At 65.4% G+C, this 19,196-nt stretch carries 20 protein-coding genes; 10 read left to right on the forward strand and 10 right to left on the reverse strand.

All coding sequences use genetic code 11. The features are described 5' to 3' along the window. The first annotated feature begins 20 nt into the window (after positions 1–20). Positions 21–1,868 (forward strand): TonB-dependent receptor plug domain-containing protein, encoded by a 1,848-nt coding sequence (locus tag ACM9HJ_RS08395; RefSeq protein ID WP_416571257.1) that lies wholly within the window; start codon positions 21–23, stop codon positions 1,866–1,868. Here ACM9HJ_RS08395 and hppD read toward each other — a convergent pair. Continuing rightward, the gene (gene hppD / locus ACM9HJ_RS08400; protein ID WP_416571258.1) at positions 1,762–2,877 is read right to left on the reverse strand and encodes a 4-hydroxyphenylpyruvate dioxygenase; all 1,116 of its coding nucleotides are present in this window, start codon (positions 2,875–2,877) and stop codon (positions 1,762–1,764) included. The genes ACM9HJ_RS08395 and hppD overlap by 107 nt on opposite strands. Positions 2,878–3,019: 142 nt before the next feature. Here hppD and ACM9HJ_RS08405 point away from each other — a divergent pair, with 142 nt between their 5' ends. Together ACM9HJ_RS08405 and phhA are read left to right on the forward strand one after the other, a co-directional pair. Beyond that, complete coding sequence (locus ACM9HJ_RS08405) at positions 3,020–3,496, forward strand: Lrp/AsnC family transcriptional regulator (RefSeq protein ID WP_416571259.1); 477 nt, start codon at positions 3,020–3,022, stop codon at positions 3,494–3,496. 146 nt (positions 3,497–3,642) lie between these two features. Further along, a complete protein-coding gene (gene phhA / locus ACM9HJ_RS08410; protein ID WP_416571260.1) occupies positions 3,643–4,554 on the forward strand; it encodes a phenylalanine 4-monooxygenase in 912 nt (303 codons plus the stop codon). A 78-nt stretch (positions 4,555–4,632) separates the two neighbouring features. Here phhA and ACM9HJ_RS08415 read toward each other — a convergent pair whose 3' ends face one another. Then, positions 4,633–5,880: a class I SAM-dependent RNA methyltransferase gene (locus ACM9HJ_RS08415; protein ID WP_416571261.1), complete on the reverse strand. Its 1,248-nt coding sequence runs from the start codon at positions 5,878–5,880 to the stop codon at positions 4,633–4,635. Between the two features lie 279 nt (positions 5,881–6,159). Here ACM9HJ_RS08415 and ACM9HJ_RS08420 point away from each other — a divergent pair, with 279 nt between their 5' ends. Then, positions 6,160–6,402 (forward strand): hypothetical protein, encoded by a 243-nt coding sequence (locus ACM9HJ_RS08420; protein WP_094455012.1) that lies wholly within the window; start codon positions 6,160–6,162, stop codon positions 6,400–6,402. 54 nt (positions 6,403–6,456) lie between these two features. Here ACM9HJ_RS08420 and ACM9HJ_RS08425 read toward each other — a convergent pair whose 3' ends face one another. From ACM9HJ_RS08425 to pyrF, 3 genes are read right to left on the reverse strand one after another with little or no spacing between them, the layout of a single operon-like run. Continuing rightward, positions 6,457–7,011 (reverse strand): GNAT family N-acetyltransferase, encoded by a 555-nt coding sequence (locus ACM9HJ_RS08425; protein ID WP_416571262.1) that lies wholly within the window; start codon positions 7,009–7,011, stop codon positions 6,457–6,459. Between the two features lie 52 nt (positions 7,012–7,063). Beyond that, positions 7,064–7,708 (reverse strand): phosphoribosylanthranilate isomerase, encoded by a 645-nt coding sequence (locus tag ACM9HJ_RS08430; RefSeq protein ID WP_416571263.1) that lies wholly within the window; start codon positions 7,706–7,708, stop codon positions 7,064–7,066. Continuing rightward, complete coding sequence (gene pyrF / locus ACM9HJ_RS08435) at positions 7,705–8,421, reverse strand: orotidine-5'-phosphate decarboxylase (RefSeq protein WP_416571264.1); 717 nt, start codon at positions 8,419–8,421, stop codon at positions 7,705–7,707. Before pyrF ends, ACM9HJ_RS08430 begins: the two co-directional genes overlap by 4 nt. A gap of 189 nt (positions 8,422–8,610) precedes the next feature. On the opposite strand from pyrF, the gene ACM9HJ_RS08440 reads away from it, so the two are divergent. Then, on the forward strand, positions 8,611–9,195 hold the full coding sequence (locus ACM9HJ_RS08440; protein ID WP_416571265.1) for a DUF2889 domain-containing protein: 585 nt from the start codon (positions 8,611–8,613) through the stop codon (positions 9,193–9,195). A gap of 141 nt (positions 9,196–9,336) precedes the next feature. Here the strand turns inward: ACM9HJ_RS08440 and ACM9HJ_RS08445 are convergent, their stop codons facing one another. Then, positions 9,337–9,753, reverse strand: coding sequence for a bactofilin family protein (locus ACM9HJ_RS08445; RefSeq protein WP_416571266.1), 417 nt, complete (start codon positions 9,751–9,753; stop codon positions 9,337–9,339). Positions 9,754–10,008: 255 nt separating this feature from the next. On the opposite strand from ACM9HJ_RS08445, the gene ACM9HJ_RS08450 reads away from it, so the two are divergent. Genes ACM9HJ_RS08450 through ACM9HJ_RS08460 form a run of 3 tightly spaced genes read left to right on the forward strand, consistent with a single transcriptional unit; the run spans position 10,009 to position 13,060 of the window. Beyond that, positions 10,009–11,181, forward strand: a complete 1,173-nt coding sequence (locus ACM9HJ_RS08450) for an aspartate aminotransferase family protein (RefSeq protein WP_416571267.1) — start codon at positions 10,009–10,011, stop codon at positions 11,179–11,181. Further along, a complete protein-coding gene (gene argF / locus ACM9HJ_RS08455; RefSeq protein ID WP_416571268.1) occupies positions 11,178–12,092 on the forward strand; it encodes an ornithine carbamoyltransferase in 915 nt (304 codons plus the stop codon). Before ACM9HJ_RS08450 ends, argF begins: the two co-directional genes overlap by 4 nt. Next, positions 12,089–13,060 (forward strand): Hsp33 family molecular chaperone HslO, encoded by a 972-nt coding sequence (locus tag ACM9HJ_RS08460; RefSeq protein WP_416571269.1) that lies wholly within the window; start codon positions 12,089–12,091, stop codon positions 13,058–13,060. Before argF ends, ACM9HJ_RS08460 begins: the two co-directional genes overlap by 4 nt. Before the next feature lie 221 nt (positions 13,061–13,281). Here ACM9HJ_RS08460 and rnd read toward each other — a convergent pair whose 3' ends face one another. Continuing rightward, entirely contained in the window at positions 13,282–14,433 is a 1,152-nt protein-coding gene (gene rnd, locus ACM9HJ_RS08465; protein WP_416571270.1) for a ribonuclease D, read from the reverse strand. Between the two features lie 106 nt (positions 14,434–14,539). Between rnd and ACM9HJ_RS08470 the strand changes: the two genes are divergently transcribed. Further along, complete coding sequence (locus ACM9HJ_RS08470) at positions 14,540–15,319, forward strand: substrate-binding periplasmic protein (protein ID WP_416571271.1); 780 nt, start codon at positions 14,540–14,542, stop codon at positions 15,317–15,319. 124 nt (positions 15,320–15,443) lie between these two features. Beyond that, on the forward strand, positions 15,444–17,261 hold the full coding sequence (gene aspS / locus ACM9HJ_RS08475) for an aspartate--tRNA ligase (protein ID WP_416571272.1): 1,818 nt from the start codon (positions 15,444–15,446) through the stop codon (positions 17,259–17,261). Between the two features lie 57 nt (positions 17,262–17,318). Here the strand turns inward: aspS and ACM9HJ_RS08480 are convergent, their stop codons facing one another. From ACM9HJ_RS08480 to ACM9HJ_RS08490, 3 genes are read right to left on the reverse strand one after another with little or no spacing between them, the layout of a single operon-like run. After that, positions 17,319–17,825 carry a phosphoglycerate mutase family protein gene (locus tag ACM9HJ_RS08480; protein WP_416571273.1) on the reverse strand — a complete coding sequence of 169 codons (507 nt, stop codon included), beginning with the start codon at positions 17,823–17,825 and terminating at the stop codon, positions 17,319–17,321. 8 nt (positions 17,826–17,833) lie between these two features. Continuing rightward, entirely contained in the window at positions 17,834–18,448 is a 615-nt protein-coding gene (locus ACM9HJ_RS08485) for a CoA pyrophosphatase (RefSeq protein ID WP_416571274.1), read from the reverse strand. A 25-nt stretch (positions 18,449–18,473) separates the two neighbouring features. Continuing rightward, positions 18,474–19,073: a DUF1285 domain-containing protein gene (locus ACM9HJ_RS08490; protein WP_416571275.1), complete on the reverse strand. Its 600-nt coding sequence runs from the start codon at positions 19,071–19,073 to the stop codon at positions 18,474–18,476. Positions 19,074–19,196 lie beyond the last annotated feature (123 nt).

Here is a 19,196-nt window from a genome sequence, read left to right on the forward strand (position 1 = left end):
CCGACATCGCGCAGATCCAGGTGGCCAAGGGTTATGCGTCGGTGCTGGACGGGCCTGGGGCGCTTGGCGGGGCCGTCAATCTGGTCACCATCCGCCCGACGAAGGAAGCGGAGGCCGAAGCGCGCGGCACCATCAGCTTCGACAATGACGGCGATTACCAGGGCTATACCGGCTTCGCCCGGCTGGGCACGAAGCAGGAGAGTTGGTACGCCCAGGCCCGCTACAGCCGCAGCTTCACCGACCATTGGGATCTGCCCGACGATTTCACGCCGACCGCGACGGAGGATGGCGGGGAACGGGATTTCAGCCGGTCCCGTGATGACCGGCTGAACCTGAAGCTGGGCTGGACGCCCAATGCGACGGACGAATACGCCATCAACTATACAAGACAGGAAGGCTCGAAGAACGCGCCCCTGCATGTCAGCGACGCGCTGTCGACCCAGCGTTTCTGGTCCTGGCCGCAATGGGATATCGACAGCATGTATTTCCTGTCGACCACTTCCCTGGGCGACAAGGTCACGCTGAAGACGCGGGCCTATCGCACCGGCTTCGACAATCTGCTGCGCGCCTTAGACAACCGCAACCAGAACAGCCAGACCCTGGGCCGCGCCTTCAACAGCTATTACGATGACGAGGCCTGGGGCGGATCGGCGCGGGTGGAGGCCGATCTGGGTCCGCTGGCGCAGCTGGGTGTCGCCGCACATTACCGCCGCGACCGGCATGTGGAATGGCAGCAGAGCTTCCCCGCCGGCAGCACGGAACCCAAGCAGACCAATCTGGAGGACACCTACAGTCTGGCATTGGAGAACCGGATGGCGGTGGCACCCGCCATCACCTTCACCCTGGGCGGGTCCGTTGATTGGCGCGATCTGCGCCGGGCCGAGGAATATGGTGCCGTACCGGGGCGGACCGGGTCCGTCCTGTTCTCCTACCCGATCAAGGACAGCCGGGCCTGGAACGTCCAGGGTCGAGTGGATTGGACCGTGGCGCAGGATACCGAGCTGCATGCCAGCCTGTCGTCCCGCACCCGCTTCCCCACCATCTTCGGACGGTTCAGTTCCCGATTCGGCGGGGCCGTGTCCAATCCCGACCTGGATGCCGAACGCGCCACGCAGGTGGAAGTGGGCGGGGTGAAGCGCCTGGGCGATGTCACCCTGGAGGGTGCGGTTTTCCATGCCTGGCTGGATGATGCCATCATCGCCTTCCCCTTCATCTACCGTACCTGCATAGCGGCCGTTGTCTGCACCGACAATGCCGTCAGCCAGAGCCGCAATGTCGGCAAGAGCGAACAGACGGGATTGGAACTGTCGGTGACGGCGGTGCTGTCCGACGCGGTGTGGGCCGGGGCCAATTACACCTATCTGGCACGCGACCTGGACGACCCGTCCATCCCCGCCTTCCACCCCACGGGCGTGCCCCGGCACAAGGGCTTCGCCTATGTCGACTGGACGGTGACGGAGGGCGTCAGTCTGGTGCCCAATGTCGAACTGGCCTCCAGTCGCTGGACCGTCAACACCGCCGGCACCCGCTATTACCGCACCGGCGCCTATGCCCTGGTCGGGTTGCGGGCGGAATACAGGGTCACCGATGCGCTGGAACTGTCGGCGGGGGGCAGAACCTGTTCGACCGCCAATATACGCTGGCCGATGGGTTCCCCGAACAGGGACGGCGGTTGTTCATCGGCCTGTCGGGTAAATATTGACGCAGAAAGGGCCGGGGAATTCCCCGGCCCTTTCCACGAACACTCATTTTACCAACCAATCAATCGGCCGACAGTACGCCGCGCTCCACCTGGTCGCGCTCGATGCTTTCGAACAGGGCGCGGAAATTGCCCTCGCCGAAGCCGTCATCGCCCTTGCGCTGGATGATCTCGAAGAAGATCGGGCCGATCACCGTGCTGGTGAAGATCTGCAGCAGCAGACCGCCGCCCGGCGCGCCGTCCAGCAGGATGCCGCGCTGGCGCAGTTCCTCGGTCGGCTGACCATGGTTCGGCAGGCGGCCTTCCAGCATGTCGTAATAGGTGCCCGGCGGCGGGGTCATGAACACCACGCCGTTCGCCTTCAGCGCATCATAGGTCTTGATGATATCGGTGGTGGACAGGGCGATGTGCTGGATGCCCTCGCCCTTGTATTCGCGCAGATATTCCTCGATCTGGTCGACGCGGCCTTCGACGCCCGCACTTTCATTGATCGGGATGCGGATCTTGCCGCAGGGTGCCGTCAGCGCCCGGCTCTTCAGGCCGGTCAGCTTGCCCTCGATATCGAAATAGCGGATCTGGCGGAAGCTGAAGAGCTTGGCATAGAAATCGTACCAATGGTCCATGCGGCCGCGATGGACATTGTGGGTCAGATGGTCGACCTCGACTAGGCCGCAGCCCACGGGGTTCTGATCCGCACCATCCACCGGCACGAAGTCGATATCATAGATCGAGGCCGGCGACTTGTAGCGGTCCACCAGATAGATCAGGCTGCCGCCGATCCCCTCGATCGCGGGAATGTTCAGCTCCATCGGGCCGATGGCGCCCTTCACATCCTTGGCACCCAGTTCCAGGGCGCGCTTGTGGGCGAAGGCCGCATCCTTGACGCGGAAGGCCATGGCGCAGGCGCTGGGCCCATGGTCGCGGGCGAATTGCTGCGCCAGGCTGTCACCCTCGCCATTGACGATGAAGTTGATATTGCCCTGGCGATAGAGGGTGACATTCTTCGACCGGTGGCGGGCCACCTTGGTGAAGCCCAGGATTGTGAACAGCTTGTCCAGGGCGGCCGTATCCTCGGCCGTGTATTCGACGAATTCGAACCCGTCGGTGCCCATGGGATTGTCCCACAGGTCGCCCACGATCTGGCCGTTTTCGACCCGTGCCGTGCTGCCGTCCGCCATCTCGCTCTCCTCGGGAAATCCATCGGTTGGGGAATTGTTGCCAGGATAGCGCCGATGGCCAGGGCATGTCCTTGCGAACTGCGTCCGGATTCTGGCAGTCTCTGGTGAGAAATTGCGCCAATCTAGGATTTGAGGGCAGAAGATGAGCAGGAGTGGTTTGGACGCGGCAGATATCCGCATACTTGCTGCATTGCAGCGCAATGGCCGCCTGTCCAATGTCGATCTGGCCGACCAGGTGGGATTATCGCCCAGCCCCTGCCTGCGCCGGGTCCGCGACCTGGAGGAGGAAGGCTATATCCAGGGCTATGCCGCCATTCTGGACCGGCGCAAGCTGGGCATGGGTGTCGTCGCCTTCGTGGAGGTGAAGATCGACCAGAATGCCGAAGGCGACGCCGATTTCCGCCGTGGCATCCTGCTGCTGCCGGAGGTCGTGTCCTGCTTCGTGATGACCGGCACCATGGATTACCTGCTGCAGGTGGTGGTGGAGGATCTGGACAGTTTCGCCGACCTGTCCATGCGCAAGCTGCTGGCCATCAAGGGGGTGAAGGAGGTGCGGTCCAGCTTCGTGCTGGATGTGGTGAAACATTCCACCGCCCTGCCATTGCCGAAACCGACCTGATTGAGGCAGGAAATGGCGCAATGCTGGTCCAATGACCAGCAGGAATTGCGCAATTACCGCATGGCCAGGGCGCATCCGCAAGGAAATGCCCCCGCCCCGGCGCTATCATGGTTTCAACGTTTCCCACATCGTTTGGGGAGGAAGCCATGAACACCGAAAACGCCGTTACCGGCGACTTTGCCGCCCGCGTCGCCGACAGCGGCAAGACCGACACCGCCCTGCGCGGTGATTACAGCGCCGTGCGGGCCGATTACACCATCGACCAGGGCTGGGACCGGTATACGGACACCGACCATGCCATGTGGCGCACGCTCTATGACCGGCAGTCTTCCCTGCTGGAACGCTATGCAGCGCCCGAATTCATCGAAGGTTTGAAGCGCCTGGATGTGCGCGATGCCATCCCGGATTTCCGCCGCGCGTCCGACGTTCTGGACAAGGCGACAGGCTGGACCCTTGTGGCCGTGCCCGGCCTGATCCCGGAGCGGGAATTCTTCGAACATCTGGCCGCCCGGCGCTTTCCAGTGACCAACTGGATCCGCAAGCCCGAAGAGATGGATTATCTGGTGGAACCGGACGTGTTCCACGATTTCTTCGGCCATGTGCCGCTGCTGGCCCATCCGGTCTTCGCCGACTATATGCAGGCCTATGGTGTCGGCGGGGCCAAGGCCATCGCCAATTCCGCGCAGGAACAGCTGACGCGGCTATACTGGTACATGGTGGAATTCGGGCTGATCAACACCAAGGACGGGTTGCGCGCCTATGGTGCCGGCATGCTGTCCTCGCGCGGGGAGACGCAGTTCTGCATCGACAGCCCGTCGCCCCACCGCGTCGGGTTCGATCTGGAACGGGTGATGCGCACCCAGTACCGGATCGACGACTACCAGCAGACCTATTTCGTGCTCGACAGCTATGAACAGCTGATGGACGCCACGGCGGTGGATTTCACGCCGATCTATGCGCGCCTGAAGACCATGGCGGAGGTTGATCCGACGACGGTTCTGCCCACCGATCGCATCTTCACCCTGGGCACCCAGGGTGGCAGCCACAAGGCGGCCTGAGGTCCCTCGACTTGGGAGCCCGCCTGACGCCACAGCCCGGCCCGGATGACTGGACCGGGCTGTGGTTGTTGTTGTTGGTCAGCGTTTGAACCAGCCCACCAGTTCCATATGCGAGGACCACAGGAACTGGTCCACGGGCCAGACATCGGTCAGGCGGTAGCCACCCTTGATCAGCAGTTCCGCATCGCGGGCGAAGCTGATCGGGTTGCAGGACACACCCACCACGTTTGGCACGGTACTGTCGGCGATCTGGGCGGCCTGGGCCTGGGCACCGGCGCGCGGCGGGTCGAAGACCACGGCCTGGAACCGGTTCAGGTCATAGGGGGGCAGCGGGTCGCGGAACAGGTCGCGCTTTTCCGCCGTCACCTTGCCCGCCATCTGCCGCGCCCCGCCCATCAGGCTGGCAAAGGCTGTCGGGTCGCCTTCCACCGCGTGCACTTTCGCCTTCACGGCCAGCGGGAAGCTGAACGTGCCGCTGCCGGCGAACAGGTCGGCGATGGTGTCGGCCTCGCCTACGCCGGCCAAGGTGGCGGTGACCAGGGCCGATTCGCCCTCCCGGCTGGCCTGCAGGAAGGCGCCGGGGGCGGGGGAAACGCTGACCTGGCCGAAGCCCAGCAGGCCGGTGCGGCGCATGGCGATGGGTTCGGCCGGCTGGCCGTCGTGCGGGCGCCAGGACAGGCGGGCCAGATCCTGCGCCGCCGCGAAATCCGCCAGATGTTCCAGGGCGCGCAGGTCGGGGCGGTTCAGCCCTTCCAGCACCAGATCCACCCCGTCATCCAGCAGGGTCATCGCCACATCCACCGACTGCCCGTCGGCCAGCAGCGGGGCCAGGGCATCACGCAGCGGCGCGATCAGCGCCACCAGCGGCGGGGCCAGCACGGTGCAGGCCGACAGATCGACCAGCCGGTGGGAATGCGCCTCGTTGAAGCCCAGCCAGACGCGCTTGCCCCGGCGCACGGCATTCATCACCGCGCGGCGGCGGCTGCCGGCGGGGGTGCGGGACACGGGATGCAGGGTCACGTCCTCGCCCAGCAGGCCGCAGCGCGACAGGACGGTGGTCAGGGATTCCAGCTTCCAGGCATCATAGGTGGCGTCGTCCATATGCTGGGCCACACAGCCGCCGCAGCTGCCGAAATGCGGGCAGGGCGGCTCCGCCCTTCCCTTGCCTTCCTCCAGCAGGCTGACGGGCACACCCTCCCAGCCATCGCCGCGATGGGCGCCGAACTTCACCATCAGCCGGTCGCCGACCAGCGTCTGTGGCACATAAAGCCGGCTGCCCTGCCATTCCGCCAAGCCGTCGCCGCGACCGCCCACGCGGGTGATCACCACTTCCACCGGGCCGCGCGTCGGCGGCTCGGGTACAGGGCGCTGAGCAGGGCGGCGGGGGGCTTGGCGACGGGGTAGCATTGGTGCGATTCCGGAACGGTGTTGTGGGGGATTTTATTATTTCGATATCGAAATATAGAAACCCATGGGAATGCCCATGGGCTTTATCAATCCTGTCTCCGGCATAGGCGGGACATGCGATTTTGGCAAGAAGTCCGCGAGAAAGGATGCTAGAAGGTGGGCACCAAACACTTTGACACCCGGAAGGGAGCCTTACCCATGTCCGAGCCCAACACCAGCGCCGCCGAGCAGCTTTTCGAGAAGGCCCTCGACCTGGCTGAGAAGCATCTTGAAGCGGCCATGAAGGAGGGCGGCGCCCTGTCCGGCTATGTGGCGATCGCCATGATCGAAGCCGCCGTCAACCAAGCCGTGGAAGAGACCAGCCACGAGGATGTGGCCGACATGCTGCGCGATCTGGCCGACCAGATCGAAGCCGATGCCGAGGAAGGCGACGACGAGTAATCGTCGGTACCGACCTTGAATGGAAAACCCCGCCGGATGACCGGCGGGGTTTTTTCATGCCCGCGCAGGCCGGATGCGGCCCATGAACAGTGCGTCGACATAGGTGCCGTCGCGATAGGCATAGTCGCGCAGGCGCCCTTCCTCGACAAAGCCGAACTGCCGGTACAGCCGGATGGCGCCGTCATTGTCGGCGAAGACCGTCAGTTCCAGCCGGTGCAAGTCCAGCCAGCGGTCGGCGGCATCGACCAGGGCATGGATCAGCGACTTGCCCACGCCCTTGCCCTGCGCCTCGTCATGCACGCCGATGGCGAAATCGGCGACATGCCGTCGCCGCCCGCCCTGGCGGTACAGGCCGGCGGAACCGACCACCCGGTCGTCCAGCACGGCCACGATATGCAGATCATCCGGCCCGACCTTCTCCAGCCACGCGCGTGTCGCGTCGACATTGGGGAAGGGCGGGCGCAGCGTGCCGTGGCGGAACTTGGGCAGCGACGCCATGGCATTGACGGCCTCGGCATCATCGACGCGGCGGGCGCGCAGCCACAGGCCGGGTGGGCCGAAGGCGGCTGACGTGCCGCCGGGCGGCGGGGTGAAGGCGTTGTCGCTCATATCCACTCCCTTATGAATGTCGCTCGTCGGGGTTCGCGATGCTCCTCCCGACCTACGATGCGGCCACCGCCGCCAGAAAAGCCCCGATCCGTTCCACGCTCTTGACGCCCGGCGCATCTTCCACGCCCGACGATACATCCACCGCGTCGGCCCCCGTGGCGTGGATGGCGTCGGCAACATTGGCCGGGTCCAGCCCGCCCGACAGCATCCAGGGCCTGGCCCAGGTCCGGCCGGCCAGCAGCGACCAGTCGAAACTCACGCCATTGCCGCCGGGCAGGACGGCACCCTTGGGCGGCTTGGCATCGAACAGTAAAATGTCGGCCACTGGCTCATAGGCCCTGGCGGCATCCAGGTCGGCGGCTTCGGCCACCTTCACGGCCTTCATGACGGGCAGGTTGAATCGAGCCTTGATCGCAGCCACCCGTTCCGGCGTCTCGGACCCATGCAACTGGATCAGGTCCAGCGGCACCTGGCCCAGCGCATCGTCCAGCAACGCGTCCGTCGGATCGACGAACAGGCCGACCACCCGCGTGCCGGTACGCACCATGCGCGACAGTTCGGCGGCGGTCGCGATGGCGACATTGCGCGGCGATTTGGGGAAGAACACCAACCCGACATAGCGTGCCCCGCCATCGAGTGCCGCCTGCATGGTCTCCGGCGTGCTGATGCCGCAAATCTTGGCCTTCACCCCGCTCATGCGCCCAATTCCTCGGCGATGAGGCGGGCGGCGATGGCGGGATCGGCATGGGCGGTGATGGGACGGCCGATCACCAGATGATCGGCGCCGGCGGCCACGGCGTCGCGCGGACCCATCACCCGCTTCTGGTCGTTGGCCACCGCCCAGGTCGGGCGGATGCCGGGCACCATCAGGGTGAAATCGGCGGGCAGGTCACGGCGCAGCAAGGCCACCTCGGCGGGGGAACAGACCACGCCATCGGCACCATTGGCCTGGGCCACGCCGGCCAGACGGCGAACCTGATCGGCGGCTGGCACGGCCTGGCCCACACTGGCCAAATCCTCGTCCGACAAGCTGGTCAGAACGGTGACGGCCAGGATGCGCATGCGGGGCAGGCCCAGGCGATCGGCCTCTTCCTGCGCCGCATCGGCTGCCGCACGGATCATGGCGGGGCCGCCGCCGGCATGGATGGTCAGGAATTTCGGTGCCAACGGGGCCACGGAGCGCACGGCACCGGCCACCGTGTTGGGGATGTCGTGCAGCTTCAAATCCAGGAACAGCGGCAGGTCACCCGCCGACACGACATCGCGGATACCCGCTGGCCCCTGGGCCATGAAGAATTCCAGGCCCAGCTTCACCCCACCCACCAGACCGGACACCCTGGCGGCCATGTCCTTGGCCCCGGCAATGTCGTGCATGTCCAAGGCGACGAAGACGCGGTCGGTGGGGCGCATGGCTTTGAAGCTCCTAGAGGGAATGTTGGGCAGGTTTAACGCGGATCGACGCCCCCGCGAAGGGCCGTTGCGGCAGCCCTTCCATGCCCCCCTGTTAAAGTGGCTTACCAAAACGTAAGCCTGAAGCCTTGACCCTTGCGCGAACGGGGCGCCAAGATGCGGCCTGTTTCATGCCATGGAGCCCACGCCATGCCCCTGCCGCCCCCGGATGCCGAACGGCAGCCCTTCCACACCCGTGCCGTGACCTGCCAAGGCTTCATGCGGGCCGACGGACTATGGGATATCGAAGGCCATATCAAGGACACCAAATCCTACCCGTTCGAACGCGACGGGCGCACGGTGACGCCGGGCGATCCGATCCATGAGATGTGGATACGCCTGACGCTGGATAACCGGTTGAAGGTGCGGGCCGTGACGGCGGTCACCGATGCCGCGCCCTATCGCCTGTGCCCGTCGATCACCGAGAATTTCCAGCGACTGGTCGGCCTGTCCATCGTCAGCGGCTGGACGGCGGCGGTGAAGGAACGGCTGGGCGGGGTGGAGGGCTGCACCCATCTGGTGGAACTGCTGGGGCCGGTGGCCACCACGGCGTTCCAGACGATCGCGCCCTATTTCGACGATATGGACAAGAAGGCGCGCAAGGTGATGGTTGCCAAAGGCGAAACCCCGCCGCCCCGGCCACGCCCGCCCATGTTGGACACATGCCATGTCTGGGCGACCGATGGGGAGGTGGTGGCCAAGGAATGGCCGGAATTCGCGGTGAAGCGGGGTTGAATTCGCTCTACCGTCATCCTCGCGAAAGCGGGGATCCAGCGAGAGCGGCGTCTGCCGCGACATGACTCATATTGGCGCCGACCGCGCCTTACACTGGATTCCGGCTTTCGCGGGAATGACAGTTGGAACAGTAAATCCGAATTACGCCGGCTTGCCGGTCTGCAACGTACCCGTGACGCTGCCGCCATCGGCGATGTTGATACGGCCATAGCGGATGGTGCCGTCCACCTGCCCCGTCTCGCCCACCGACAGGATGCCCGTCACTTCCAGGGTGCCGGTGGCGCGGCCATTGACGCGCATCTGCTCCACCTTGGCCACGCCCTCGAAATGTCCGCCCTCGGCGATCTCCAGGATCTTGATCTCGTTCAGCGTCACATCGACCAGACGGCCGGCGACATGCAGCGTGTGGCAGTGGGAGATTTTCGCCCCCTCGATGCGCGCTTCGGCGGAAATGGTGGTGATGCCCCCTGTGACGGGCCCGCTTTCAACCGCCGCATCGGCGATGCCATGCAGGCCGGGACGCTGGAAACTGCGCGGGTCCAGGATATCGTTGGGCATCGGTTCAACAACTCCGCCAGGGTGGACCGGGGGACGGTCGGCATTACTTGGGATTGACGGCCAGGAAAACGGCCCGTCATTTCGGTTTCATTCATAAGCTGAAAGGGTTAAATCCGCAACGCTTCTTGCCTACGTCACGTTAGGGATGCATGGGGGTGCGTTGACAGGGGGGGCTGCAGCCTAAATAGTCGCCGGTTCCGGCGTCCGGGCATCCTGCCCGGGACGTTTCGGAACAGGCTCGATGGAGTTGCAGCCGTGATCCCTGCCGTGATGCCCACCTATTCCCGCATCGACATCGTGTTCGAGCGTGGCGAAGGCGCTTACATCTGGGACACGACCGGCCGACGATTCCTTGATTTCACTGCGGGCATCGCGGTGAACGCCCTTGGTCACGCGCACCCCTATCTGGTGGAAAAGCTGACCGAGCAGGCGGGCAAGCTGTGGCACACGTCCAACCTGTTTCGGGTTGCCGGACAGGAACAGCTGGCCAAGCGTCTGTGCGACTTGACCTTCGCCGACACGATGTTCTTCACCAATTCCGGTGTGGAAGCGTTCGAATGCGCGGTGAAGACGGTGCGCAAGTACCAGCATGATACCGGCCATCCGGAGAAGACCCGCTTCATCGTGGTCGGCGGGGCCTTCCATGGCCGTTCCACCACCGCCATCGCCGCCGCCAAGTCGGAAAAGATGGTGGGTGGATTCGGTCCCCTGCTGGACGCGTTCGACCAGGTGCCGTTCGGCAATATGAACGAGCTGCGCGCCGCCATCACGCCCCAGACGGCCGCCATCGTGGTGGAACCGATCCTGGGCGAGGGCGGCATCGTCGTCGGCAGCGACGACTATCTGAAGGCGCTGCGCGCCACGGCCGATGAATTCGGCCTGCTGCTGGTGTTCGACGAGATCCAGACGGGTGTCGGGCGCACCGGCAAGCTGTTCGCCCATGAATGGGCGGGCGTGGAGCCCGACGTGATGCCCATCGCCAAGGGCATCGGCGGCGGTTTCCCCGTCGGCGCCTGTCTGGTGTCCGAAAAGGCGGCCAAGGGCATGGTGCCGGGCACACATGGCTCCACCTTCGGCGGCAACCCGCTGGCCATGGCGGTGGCGAATGCCGTGCTGGATGTCGTCACCGCCCCGGGTTTCCTGGAACAGGTGGAGGCGACGGGTGAGAAGCTGCAGGCGGCCTTGGCCGATCTAGTGGCCAAGCACCCGACCGTGCTGTCGGAAGTGCGCGGCAAGGGCCTGATGCTGGGCCTGAAATGCGTGAAGCCGAATGGCGAGGTGGTGACCCGTCTGCGCGAGAACGGCTTCCTGGCCGTGCCCGCCGCCGACAATGTCATCCGCATCCTGCCGCCGCTGACCATTGGCGACACTGAAATCGCCGAAGCGGCCGCCATCATCGACAAGACCTGCCAGGAGCTGGCGCAATGACCAATAACAAGACCCCCCGCCATTTCCTGGATATCCATGATCACAGCGTCGCCGAACTGCGCGAGATGCTGGGCCGTGCCGCCTTCATGAAGCGTGGCCAGGGGGCCGAGCGCCCCCTGCTGGGCAAGACGCTGGCCCTGATCTTCGAAAAGCCCAGCACCCGCACCCGCGTGTCGTTCGAAGTGGGCATGCGCCAGCTGGGCGGTGAGGTCATCTGCCTGACCGGCAAGGAGATCCAGCTGGGCCATGGCGAGACCATCGGCGATACCGCCCGCGTGTTGTCGCGCTATGTCGATATCATCATGCTGCGCACCGACCATGAGGCGAAGCTGCAGGAGATGGCGGAGGCGGCCACCGTCCCCGTCATCAACGGCCTGACCGACAGTTCGCACCCCGTGCAGATCATGGCCGACATCCTGACCTACGAGGAACGCAAGGGCCCCATCGAGGAAGCGGTCGTCTGCTGGACGGGCGATGCCAACAATGTCTGCGAAAGCTGGGTGCATGCCGCCGGGCTGTTCGGTTTCGAGATGCGCATCGCCTGCCCGCCGGAACTGACGCCCTCGCAACAGACGCTTGATTGGATCAAGGAAAAGGGTGCGCGCGTCAGCATCCATCGCGATGTGGAAACGGCGGTGGCCGGCGTGGACGCCATCATCACCGATACCTGGGTGTCCATGCACAACAAGGACGCCCATCGCCGCCACAATCTGCTGAAGCCATATCAGGTAAACGACAGGATCATGGGTCTGGCGAAAAAAGACGCCATATTCATGCACTGCCTGCCCGCACACCGAGAGGAAGAGGTGACCTCCAGCGTCATCGACGGACCCCAGTCGGCCGTGTGGGATGAGGCGGAAAACCGTATGCACGCCCAGAAGGGCATTCTGACCTGGTGTCTGAACCGATGAATTCCCAGTCCCCCGTGGCGGGCCATCCCCGCCACGATACCGATAAAGTCACGGCCGAATTCGATATCTGCCAGCCGTTCCAGCTGGACAGCAGCTCCTTCCGCGGGCGGCTGATCCGGCTGGGCCCGGCGCTGGACGAGATCATCACCCGGCATAATTACCCGGACGAGCTGGCGCCGCTGCTGGCGGACACCATCCTGATGGCGGCGACGCTGGCCTCGTCCCTGAAGTATGACGGTATCTTCACGCTTCAGACCAAGGGCGACGGCCCCGTCGCCTATACGGTGGCCGATATCACCTCGGTCGGCGATCTGCGCGGCTATGCGCGGGTGGACGGCGAACGGCTGGCGGCGCAGAAGTCGCACAGGGGGTTCCAGGCCGACCTGGGTTCCCTGCTGGGTGCCGGCTATGTCGCCTTCACGGTCGACCAGGGCGAGCATACCGAGCGCTACCAGGGCATCGTGGAACTGCGCGGGGCCACCCTGGCCGATGCCGTGCGCCATTATTTCCGGCAGTCCGAGCAGCTGGCCGCCAGCATCAAGAGCTTCGTGTCCAAGGACGCGGATGGCAAATGGGTGGGCGGGGCGATCATGCTCCAGGCCCTGCCGCCGGAAAATGCCGGGGTGTTTTCCGAACACCAGGCCGGCGTGCGCGAGGAAGACTGGAACCGTGCCGGCGCCCTGCTGGAGACGGTGACGGCGCATGAACTGCTGGATCCGTCCCTGCCGGTGAACGAGGTGATCTATCGCCTGTTCAACGAGGAGACGCCGGTGGTGTTCGAGCGCAAGGAACTGCGCCCCGGCTGCCGCTGCTCACGCGAGCGGGTCAGTGACGTGCTGCGCAGCCTGGAGCGGGGTGACCTGGAGGATATGCGCGTGGACGGTGCCGTCGCCGTGACGTGCGAGTTCTGCAATGCCACCTACCGGTTCGACGACGCGGCCCTGGACGAGGTCTACGCGGCGTTTTGATGACACCTCTCTACCGCGTCTCGGAGAAAGCCCATTGGCGTTGGAAAGGTGGTTGAGCAAACCGTTGCCACTCTCTCTACCGTCACCCCGGCGAAGGCCGGGGCCCAGGTCGTAGAGCAAAGCGCTTGTCACTTGGGCCCCGGCCTTCGCCGGGGTGACGGTAGTGAGTGGGGTGGCCCTGGCAGCCTAAACTTTCGCCGGGTAGTGGTGACGGAGCCCCCTCACCCCAGATCGACGATCTTCACCTTCTTGCCGGCGATGGCGAGTGCCAGCTTGCCCTGCTTCAGGCGCAGGGCGGCCTCGCCGAACAATTCCCGCCGCCAGCCCTTCAGGGCATCGACATCGGCCTTGTCGTCACCGGCGATGGCTTCCAGGTCGGCGGCGTTGGCGACCAGACGGCTGGCCACGTCATTATCGTCGCACACCATCTTCAGCAGCACGCGCAGCAGCTCCACAATGGGGGCGATGCCCGGCGCCGGTTCCACGCGCGGTTCCGGGCGCGGCAAGGCGCTGTCGGGAATGGCGAGCGCGGTGTTGATGGCGGCCAGGATTTCCGTGCCATAACGGCCCTGCGCCATGCCGGTGCCCAGGCCGCGGGTGCGGCCCAGATCATCGGTATTGGTCGGCGCGTGGGCGGCGATTTCCATCAACGCCTCGTCCCGCAGCACGCGGTTGCGCGGCAGGTTCTTGCGCTGCGCCTCGCGCTCGCGCCAGGCGGCGACCTCTTTCAGGATGGCCAGGAAGCGCGGCTTCTCCGTGCGGACCTTCAGACGCTTCCAGGCATCCTCCGGCTCCGTGCGGTATGTGGCGGCATCGTTCAGGATGGCCATTTCGTCCGCCAGCCATTCCTCGCGCCCCGTGCGGTTCAGCTTGGCGCGGATCTTCTCGTATGCCGGGCGCAGATGCGTGACGTCGGACAGCGCATATTGCAGCTGCCGGTCGGTCAGCGGCCGGTGCGACCAGTCGGTGAAGCGGCTGGACTTGTCGATGCGGGCCGGGGTCAGCTTGGTGATCAACGTCTCATAGCCCACCGAATCGCCGAAGCCGCAGACCATGGCCGCAACCTGAGTATCGAACAGCGGCGCCGGCACCTTGCCCGTCAGGTTGACGAAGATTTCCAGGTCCTGGCGGGCCGCATGGAACACCTTCAGCACCTTGGGATCGGCCAGCAGCTCATAGAGCGGCGACAGGTCGATGCCCGGCGCCAGCGGGTCGATGGCCGCCGCCTCGTCAGGGCCGGCCACCTGCACCAGGCAGAGTTCAGGCCAATAGGTCTTTTCCCGCATGAATTCCGTATCGACGGTGACGTACTCGGCGTCACGGACACGGGCGATGAAGGAGGCGAGGGCTTCGGTGGTGGTGATCAGGCTCATGGCCGAACTTGATACATCAGCGGGCGTGCGCTGTCGAATACCGATATCCGGCAAGCCGGCATGCATGTAGGCTTTGCATCGGCTGGGATTTCCGAGGGTGGGGCGGATGCCGGACGGGCGGCCGGGGGGCGGCTTCAAGCAACTGACGCGACGGCGCCTGCTGGCGGCGGGGCTGCTGTCGCCATTGATGTTTCCAGGCCCGGGTCGGGCGGAGACGTCCTGGCTGGTCTATTGCGGGGAGGATTTCCCGCCCTATAGCTGGGCTGACGCCGGGCGCAAACCGCGTGGCATGGATGTGGATATCACCATCGCCATCCTGACGCGCCTGGGCGTGCCGTTCCGCATCGAACAGATGGTCTGGTCGCGCGCGCTGGCCAGCCTCGATCAGGGCGTGCCGGATATCCTGTTCGAACTGGTGCCCACGCCGGAACGGTTCGAGAAATACCAGATGGTCGGTCCCCTGCGCGACGGACAGACGGTGTTCGCCGTGCGCAAGGGCAGCGCGCTCACCTTCGACAGTCTTGACGACCTGAAGGGGCTGACCATCGGCATCGGCCGCCGCTTCTCCTACATGCCGGAATTCGACCAGGCCACGCATTTCATCCGCGATCCGGCCCCGTCGGACCAGCTGTCGCTGCGCAAGCTGGTGTCGGGGCGGGTGGACATGGTGGTGGGCGACCGGCTGGCGCTGGCCTGGAAGGCCAAGCGGGAAGGGCTGTCGGGTGCCATCCGTTTCCTGCCCAAGCCGCTGGCCACCGTGCCGCGCTATATCGCCCTGCCGCGCGACCGGGTGGAGAAGGCCGACCGTATGCGCACGGCCCTGGCCGCCCTCCAGGCCGATGGCAGCATCGATGCCATCATCCGGCGCTGGGGGGAGACCGGGTAGCAGCAAAGCGCTTTGCGTCGCTTGACAAGCAAGGCCCGTCCGGTGTGGTGTGCGCACTTCGTGCCGGTGGCTTTGCCGCCGGTGTCCCCTTTCTGTTGCCTATCGCATCCAGGGTCGATCCGCCATGCACGCCTATCGCACGCATAATTGTGGCCAACTCCGTCCGGACCATGCCGGTCAGACCGTCCGCCTTTCCGGCTGGATCAACCGCAAGCGCGACCATGGGCAGCTGCTGTTCGTCGATCTGCGCGACCATTTCGGCATCACCCAGTGCGTGGTCGACACCTCGTCCCCGCATTTCAAGGCCCTGGACGGGTTGCGCCTGGAATCGGTGGTCACCATCACCGGTGAGGTCATCAACCGCACGCCCGAAACCGTCAACGACAAGCTGCCCACCGGCCATGTCGAGGTGAAGGTGCGCGACCTGTCGGTGCAGTCGTCCGCCGATCCGCTGCCGCTCCAGGTCAACAGCGACCAGGATGCCGGCGAGGAACTGCGCCTGCGCTACCGCTTCCTGGACCTGCGCCGGGAGAAGATGCAGAAGAACATCCTGCTGCGCAGCCACGTCATCGCGTCCGCCCGCCGCCGTATGATCGAACAGGGTTTCGTGGAATTCCAGACCCCGATCCTGACGGCCAGCAGCCCGGAGGGGGCCCGCGACTTCCTGGTGCCGAGCCGTAACCATCCCGGCAAGTTCTACGCCCTGCCGCAGGCGCCGCAGCAGTTCAAGCAGCTGCTGATGGTCTCTGGCTTCGACCGCTACTTCCAGATCGCCCCCTGCTTCCGCGACGAGGACAGCCGCGCCGACCGTTCGCCGGGCGAGTTCTACCAGCTCGATTTCGAGATGAGCTTCGTGACGCAGGAGGATGTGTTCGCCGCAATCGAGCCCGTCATCCACGGCATCTTCGAGGAATTCAGCGGCTTCACCGGCACCAAGCGCACCGTGTCCTCCTACCCGTTCGTGCGCATTCCGTATGCTGAATCGATGCTGAAATACGGCAACGACAAGCCGGACCTGCGCAACCCGCTGGTGATCACCGACGTCAGCGAAATCTTCAAGCGCGACGATGTCGAGTTCAAGGCCTTCAAGGGCGTGATCGAGAAGGGCGGCGTCGTCCGCGCCATCCGTGCCCCGTCGGTCGCCGACAAGCCGCGCAGCTTCTTCGACAAGCTGAACGACTGGGCCCGTGGCCTGGGCGCGCCCGGCCTGGGCTATATCCTGTTCGAGGCGGCGGGCGGCAAGGGCCCCATCGCCAAGTTCGTGCCGGAGGCGGCCCAGGCCGCCCTGCGCGAACTGGTCGGCCTGAAGGACGGCGATGCCGTGTTCTTCGTCTGCGACCAGGCCGGCCCCGCCGCCAAGCTGGCGGGTCTGGCCCGTACCCGCATCGGTGAGGAGCTGGAGCTGATCGAGAAGGACACCTACAAGTTCTGCTGGATCGTCGATTTCCCGATGTTCGAATATGACGAGGAGCGCAAGAAGGTCGACTTCTCGCACAACCCGTTCTCCATGCCGCAGGGTGGCCTGGACGCGCTGCTGAACCAGGACCCGCTGACCATCAACGCCTATCAGTACGACATCGTCTGCAACGGCGTGGAACTGTCCTCGGGCGCCATCCGCAACCATATGCCCGAGATCATGTACAAGGCGTTCGAGATCGCGGGCTATCCGGCCGAGGTGCTGGAAGCCAAGTTCGGCGGCATGCTGTCGGCCTTCAAGCTGGGCGCCCCGCCGCACGGCGGTTCGGCCCCGGGCATCGACCGCATGGTCATGCTGCTGGCCGACGAGCCGAACATCCGCGAGGTCATCGTCTTCCCGCTGAACCAGCGCGCCGAAGACCTGCTGATGCAGGCCCCCAACGCCACAACGCCGGATCGGCTGAAGGAACTGCATATCAAACTGGACCTGCCCAAGCCGAAGATCACCACGACGACGGCAGAGTAAGGTTCGGGTTCAAGCAGAACGCCCGCCCCGGGAAACCGGCGGCGGGCGTTTTTGTGTCTATTCCGCCAACGGGCACGCGCTCTTCACCCCGTATCGCTGCACTCTCAGCGATTTCTCCAGCACGTCCCAGCGCAGTACCCGATCATAGGCGCATTCGGGCATGTCGGGCAGGCCCGGCCCGCCCAGGGCCTTCAGGATCGCCGGCACCGTATTGCCATGGCCGACCACAAGCGCCACCTCCCCCGGCCGCAGCAGGGCCAGCTTCTCCACCGTCGCCCGCACATGGGCCGGCAGGTCGCCCGGCGGGATCGGCACCGCCTCCGCCGGCACGCCGGCCAGTTCGGCCGTGGGTGCCGCCGTTTCCCGCGTGCGCCGGGCCGGGCTGGTCAGGATTATCACCGGTGGGGCCTTGGCCAGCAGGTCGGCAAGCGCCTTGGCGCGCAGCGTGCCATCCGTGGACAGGGCCACGTCGCCGGCGGGTTCGGTACCCTTTTCCGCATGCCGGACCAGGATGATCTCCTGCGCCGCCACGGGCAGGGACAGCAGCAGGGCTGCCAGCAGCATGCGGACCTTCACTCCAACGCCCCCAGCACATCGCACAGATTGACCAGCATCCCCGCCGTCGCGCCCCAGATATATCGTTCCCCGAACGGGAAGGCCCAGAAATGCCGAAGCGCGCCGGCATACTCGCGGCTCTCCCGCACCCGGCTGGCCGGGTTCAGGATGAAGGACAGCGGCACCTCGAACACCCCATCCACCTCGTTCGGGTCGGGCACCAGGGTGAAGGGCGGCAGGACGCGGGCCACGATGGGCACGACGGAAAAACCGGTGCGGGTGATGTAGGTGTCCAGATGGCCCAGCACCTCCACACAGGCGCGGGGCAGCCCGATCTCCTCCTCCGTCTCGCGCAGCGCGGTGGCGACGGCGTCGGTATCGTGCAACTCCACCCCGCCGCCGGGAAAGCTGATCTGGCCGGCATGAGCCGCCAAGTGTGCAGTGCGCTGGGTGAACAGGATGGTCGGCCCTTCGTCGCGGTCGACCAGGGGCACCAGCACGGCGGCGTCGCGCAGGGTGGGGGACAGGGACGGCAGCCCCGGATTGCCATCCAGATCGCCGCGCCGGCCCGATGGCCGTTCCAGCTGGCGGAACAGGGTACGGATCGCCTCCATGGCGGGGCTGGCCGCCATTGCCTCTGCCTGCAACACCTTGCTTTCAGTCCTCGCTGACCTTGCCCAGGGGGAAGAACATCCCCTGGCTCCACACCCCGATCTCGTCACCGTCGCCCGCATCGGCCCGTTCGACAAGATCATAGAAGATGGCACGGTTTATGCGCGCTTCCAATCCCGTCCCGGCCGGGCCTTTGACGCGGATATAAGGACGCGGCTCCCCCGTGGTGGCATCGGTGACCACGCGGATGGGATGGTCGGGGCCGGCCGTGACCGTCGCCTCCAGATTGGTGGTGAAACTCAGGCGCTGGTCCTTGCCCGCCCCTTCCACCTCCAGACCCACGGCCACGAAGGGTGCATCCTCCACGGTGATGCGCCCGCGCTCGGCCGGGGTGATCAGCCAGTAATCGCCGGCCTCGTCCCGGCGCAGCACGGTGGCGAACAGCTTGACCAGCGGCAGCCGCCCGATGGGGCTGCCGTGATAGAACCAGGTGCCGTCGGCACGGATCTCGATGGGATAGGCCTCATCCTCGGCACTCGGGCTTTGGGGGGCGCCGCCACCCAGGGCCTTCAGCGCGGCATCGGCACTGGTGGCCCCATCGGGGGGCGGTGCATTGGCATCCCTATTGTGCTTGCTTTCCGTCATGGTGGAACGGACCATCCCTTTGTATGAGCGCGGGGCATTACGCCCCACTGATAACATAGTCGTGATGGCTAGCTTCTGGTACCCAGGGCGCACCATCCCCATCTGGTAATCGGGGTGGCGAGG

The sequence above is a fragment of the Niveispirillum sp. KHB5.9 genome, assembly GCF_048066115.1.
Taxonomy (GTDB): Bacteria; Pseudomonadota; Alphaproteobacteria; order Azospirillales; family Azospirillaceae; genus Niveispirillum.

What these genes read in the sequence shown, in the direction of transcription:
- hppD (WP_416571258.1), bottom strand. Translation starts at nt 2,877, where the DNA reads ATGGCGGACGGCAGCACGGCACGGGTCGAAAACGGCCAGATCGTGGGC.
- ACM9HJ_RS08405 (WP_416571259.1), top strand. Translation starts at nt 3,020, where the DNA reads ATGAGCAGGAGTGGTTTGGACGCGGCAGATATCCGCATACTTGCTGCA.
- phhA (WP_416571260.1), top strand. Translation starts at nt 3,643, where the DNA reads ATGAACACCGAAAACGCCGTTACCGGCGACTTTGCCGCCCGCGTCGCC.
- ACM9HJ_RS08420 (WP_094455012.1), top strand. Translation starts at nt 6,160, where the DNA reads ATGTCCGAGCCCAACACCAGCGCCGCCGAGCAGCTTTTCGAGAAGGCC.
- ACM9HJ_RS08425 (WP_416571262.1), bottom strand. Translation starts at nt 7,011, where the DNA reads ATGAGCGACAACGCCTTCACCCCGCCGCCCGGCGGCACGTCAGCCGCC.
- ACM9HJ_RS08430 (WP_416571263.1), bottom strand. Translation starts at nt 7,708, where the DNA reads ATGAGCGGGGTGAAGGCCAAGATTTGCGGCATCAGCACGCCGGAGACC.
- pyrF (WP_416571264.1), bottom strand. Translation starts at nt 8,421, where the DNA reads ATGCGCCCCACCGACCGCGTCTTCGTCGCCTTGGACATGCACGACATT.
- ACM9HJ_RS08440 (WP_416571265.1), top strand. Translation starts at nt 8,611, where the DNA reads ATGCCCCTGCCGCCCCCGGATGCCGAACGGCAGCCCTTCCACACCCGT.
- ACM9HJ_RS08445 (WP_416571266.1), bottom strand. Translation starts at nt 9,753, where the DNA reads ATGCCCAACGATATCCTGGACCCGCGCAGTTTCCAGCGTCCCGGCCTG.
- argF (WP_416571268.1), top strand. Translation starts at nt 11,178, where the DNA reads ATGACCAATAACAAGACCCCCCGCCATTTCCTGGATATCCATGATCAC.
- ACM9HJ_RS08460 (WP_416571269.1), top strand. Translation starts at nt 12,089, where the DNA reads ATGAATTCCCAGTCCCCCGTGGCGGGCCATCCCCGCCACGATACCGAT.
- rnd (WP_416571270.1), bottom strand. Translation starts at nt 14,433, where the DNA reads ATGAGCCTGATCACCACCACCGAAGCCCTCGCCTCCTTCATCGCCCGT.
- ACM9HJ_RS08470 (WP_416571271.1), top strand. Translation starts at nt 14,540, where the DNA reads ATGCCGGACGGGCGGCCGGGGGGCGGCTTCAAGCAACTGACGCGACGG.
- aspS (WP_416571272.1), top strand. Translation starts at nt 15,444, where the DNA reads ATGCACGCCTATCGCACGCATAATTGTGGCCAACTCCGTCCGGACCAT.
- ACM9HJ_RS08480 (WP_416571273.1), bottom strand. Translation starts at nt 17,825, where the DNA reads ATGCTGCTGGCAGCCCTGCTGCTGTCCCTGCCCGTGGCGGCGCAGGAG.
- ACM9HJ_RS08485 (WP_416571274.1), bottom strand. Translation starts at nt 18,448, where the DNA reads ATGGCGGCCAGCCCCGCCATGGAGGCGATCCGTACCCTGTTCCGCCAG.
- ACM9HJ_RS08490 (WP_416571275.1), bottom strand. Translation starts at nt 19,073, where the DNA reads ATGACGGAAAGCAAGCACAATAGGGATGCCAATGCACCGCCCCCCGAT.